Genomic DNA, 2,929 nt, shown 5'->3' with positions numbered 1-2,929 from the left:
CGTTAGCCATGAGCTACTCCTAGAACTGAAGACCGGCTTCACGCGCCGCGTCAGCCAAAGCTTGTACGCGACCATGATACTGGAAGCCACTGCGGTCAAAAGCACAAGCAGTAACGCCTTTGGCTACTGCACGTTCGGCAATCGCTTTACCTACAGCCTTAGCAGCATCTACGTTACCAGTGTACTTTAATGACTCTTTGATTGACGCTTCTACAGTAGAAGCTGCAGCAATCACTTCAGCATTTGGTGCGATAAGCTGGGCGTAAATGTGACGTGGTGTACGGTGTATCACCAAGCGATTCGCACCTTGTTCGATAATGTTTCTGCGAGTGCGTTTGGCACGGCGCAGACGAGCAAGTTTCTTATCCATCGTCCTACCCTACTTTTTCTTCGCTTCTTTACGACGCACGTTTTCATTCGCATAACGAACACCTTTGCCTTTATAAGGCTCTGGCTTACGGTATGCCCGGATATTTGCAGCCACTTGACCAACTAATTGCTTGTCGGCACCTTTTACCAAGACTTCAGTCTGGGTAGGGGTTTCAATAGTGATACCGTTAGGTACCTGAAAAACCACCGGGTGAGAAAAGCCCAGGCTCAGGTTTAACACCTTACCTTCAGCTTTTGCACGGTAACCAACACCAACTAATTCCAGTTTCTGAGAGAAGCCTTCGCTCACACCAGTTACCAGGTTGTTGATAAGTGCACGGGCAGTACCCGCTTGTGCGTCTGCATTGGCGAAACCATCGCGTGGAACAGTACGAAGTACGTTACCATCAACAACGATTTCAACTGCAGGGTTAACATTTAATGCTAACTCGCCGTTTTTGCCCTTTAATGTCACTACCTGACCATTTTGCGTTAACGTAACGCCTGCTGGCAGAGTGACGGGGGCTTTAGCAACACGAGACATAGATTACTACCTCCGTTACGCTACGTAGCCGATGATTTCGCCACCGATACCAACCTTGCGCGCTGCGCGGTCAGTCATTAGTCCTTTAGATGTTGACACTATGGCCACACCTAAACCGCCCATTACCTTAGGTAATTCGCCGCTCTTCTTATAGATTCGCAGACTTGGCCGACTAACACGATCGATAGTTTCAATAACTGATTTGCCCTGGAAATACTTTAATGTCACTTCCAGTACTGGCTTAACATCACCAGAAACAGCGAAATCGCCGATGTAACCTTCGTCTTTTAATACTTTCGCGATTGACACCTTCATTTTTGAAGATGGCATTTTAACCGCAACTTTATTGGCAGCTTGGCCGTTGCGGATGCGAGTAAACATATCCGCTATTGGATCTTGCATGCTCATAGCTCGTTACTCCCGTGATTCTTACCAGCTAGCCTTACGAAGGCCAGGAATTTCACCGCGCATTGCAGCTTCGCGAACCTTAATACGGCTCATACCGAACTTGCGCAGATAACCATGTGGACGACCTGTCACACGACAACGATTACGCTGACGTGAAGGGCTTGAATCACGCGGTAACGTCTGTAACTTAAGAACTGCTGCCCAGCGATCTTCATCAGAAGTGGCTGGATTGGCAATCAGGTCTTTCAGTTCATGACGCTTTGCAGCGAATTTGGCTACCAGTTGTGCACGCTTGAATTCACGCGCTTTCATTGATTGTTTTGCCATGACCCTACACCTTATTTCTTGAACGGGAAGTTAAACGCGGCAAGTAAAGCACGTCCTTCGTCATCGGTACGAGCGGTAGTCGTAATAGTGATATCTAAACCACGTACTGCATCTACTTTATCGTATTCGATTTCTGGGAAAATGATTTGCTCACGTACGCCCATGCTGTAGTTACCACGACCGTCAAATGATTTCGGGTTTACACCACGGAAATCACGGATACGCGGGATAGCTATAGACACTAAACGTTCCAGGAAATCCCACATACGCTCGCCGCGCAGGGTCACTTTCGCGCCAATAGGGTAGCCTTCACGGATTTTGAAACCAGCAACAGACTTACGTGCCTTGGTTACCAGTGGCTTTTGACCAGAAATAGCGGCCAAATCGCCAACGGCGTTTTCAAGGATCTTTTTATCTGCAACTGCTTCACCCACACCCATATTGAGCGTGATTTTAACAATCCGAGGGACTTGCATGACGCTGGTGTAGCCAAACTGTTTAAACAGTTCTGGGACTACGGTGTCTTTATAAATTTCATGCAGTTTCGCCATCGTATTACTCCAATAGCAATTAAATTACTTCATTATTCGATTTGAAGAAGCGAACTTTTTTACCATCTTCAAAACGGAAACCTACACGATCTGCTTTACCCGTTTTAGAGTTGTAGATCGCTACATTTGATACATGAATCGAGGCTTCTTTCTCGACGATACCGCCTGGCTGGTTAATAGCCGGGACTGGTTTCTGGTGTTTTTTCACCAGGTTTACGCCTGAAATATAAACGCGATTTTCGTCAAGAATAACCTTAGTTACCTTGCCACGTTTACCTTTGTCCTTACCAGTAAGAACAATAACCTCATCATCACGACGGATTTTACTAGCCATGGTGACTCCTTACAGTACTTCTGGTGCCAGAGACACGATCTTCATAAACTTATCGCCACGAAGTTCACGTGTAACAGGTCCAAAAATACGTGTGCCGATCGGTTCCAGCTTGGTATTTAATAATACTGCTGCATTGCGATCAAAACGGATTAATGACCCGTCCTGACGACGTACGCCTTTGCGTGTACGCACCACCACTGCATTCAGAACATCACCTTTTTTAACTTTACCGCGAGGAATTGCTTCCTTAACAGTAACTTTGATGACGTCACCAATTGCAGCATAACGGCGATGCGAACCACCTAAGACCTTAATACACATTACGCTGCGCGCGCCGCTGTTGTCTGCGACTTCCAGCATAGATTGCATCTGGATCATCTTAGTGCTCCGCTATTC

7 protein-coding genes are annotated in these 2,929 nt (G+C 46.8%); all 7 read right to left on the bottom strand.

The genetic code is table 11. The features are described from left to right. Positions 1 to 19 precede the first annotated feature (19 nt). Genes rplR through rplN form a run of 7 tightly spaced genes read right to left on the bottom strand, consistent with a single transcriptional unit; the run spans position 20 to position 2,911 of the window. Complete coding sequence (rplR, locus tag V7D78_RS16740; protein ID WP_333609592.1) at positions 20 to 370, bottom strand: 50S ribosomal protein L18; 351 nt, start codon at positions 368 to 370, stop codon at positions 20 to 22. 9 nt (positions 371 to 379) lie between these two features. Beyond that, positions 380 to 913 carry a 50S ribosomal protein L6 gene (gene rplF, locus V7D78_RS16735; RefSeq protein ID WP_333609591.1) on the bottom strand — a complete coding sequence of 178 codons (534 nt, stop codon included), beginning with the start codon at positions 911 to 913 and terminating at the stop codon, positions 380 to 382. 15 nt (positions 914 to 928) lie between these two features. Then, positions 929 to 1,321, bottom strand: coding sequence for a 30S ribosomal protein S8 (gene rpsH, locus V7D78_RS16730; RefSeq protein WP_333609590.1), 393 nt, complete (start codon positions 1,319 to 1,321; stop codon positions 929 to 931). A 21-nt stretch (positions 1,322 to 1,342) separates the two neighbouring features. Further along, positions 1,343 to 1,648: a 30S ribosomal protein S14 gene (gene rpsN, locus V7D78_RS16725; RefSeq protein WP_333609589.1), complete on the bottom strand. Its 306-nt coding sequence runs from the start codon at positions 1,646 to 1,648 to the stop codon at positions 1,343 to 1,345. 11 nt (positions 1,649 to 1,659) lie between these two features. Further along, a complete protein-coding gene (rplE, locus tag V7D78_RS16720; protein ID WP_333609588.1) occupies positions 1,660 to 2,199 on the bottom strand; it encodes a 50S ribosomal protein L5 in 540 nt (179 codons plus the stop codon). A gap of 19 nt (positions 2,200 to 2,218) precedes the next feature. After that, positions 2,219 to 2,533, bottom strand: coding sequence for a 50S ribosomal protein L24 (gene rplX / locus V7D78_RS16715; protein WP_333609587.1), 315 nt, complete (start codon positions 2,531 to 2,533; stop codon positions 2,219 to 2,221). A 9-nt stretch (positions 2,534 to 2,542) separates the two neighbouring features. Next, entirely contained in the window at positions 2,543 to 2,911 is a 369-nt protein-coding gene (gene rplN / locus V7D78_RS16710; protein WP_046555271.1) for a 50S ribosomal protein L14, read from the bottom strand. Positions 2,912 to 2,929 lie beyond the last annotated feature (18 nt).

The organism is Arsukibacterium sp. (assembly GCF_036735525.1).
Classification (GTDB): domain Bacteria; phylum Pseudomonadota; class Gammaproteobacteria; order Enterobacterales; family Alteromonadaceae; genus Alishewanella.
Note: the sequence above shows the minus strand (reverse complement) of the source record. Positions and strands in the feature narration are given on the sequence as shown.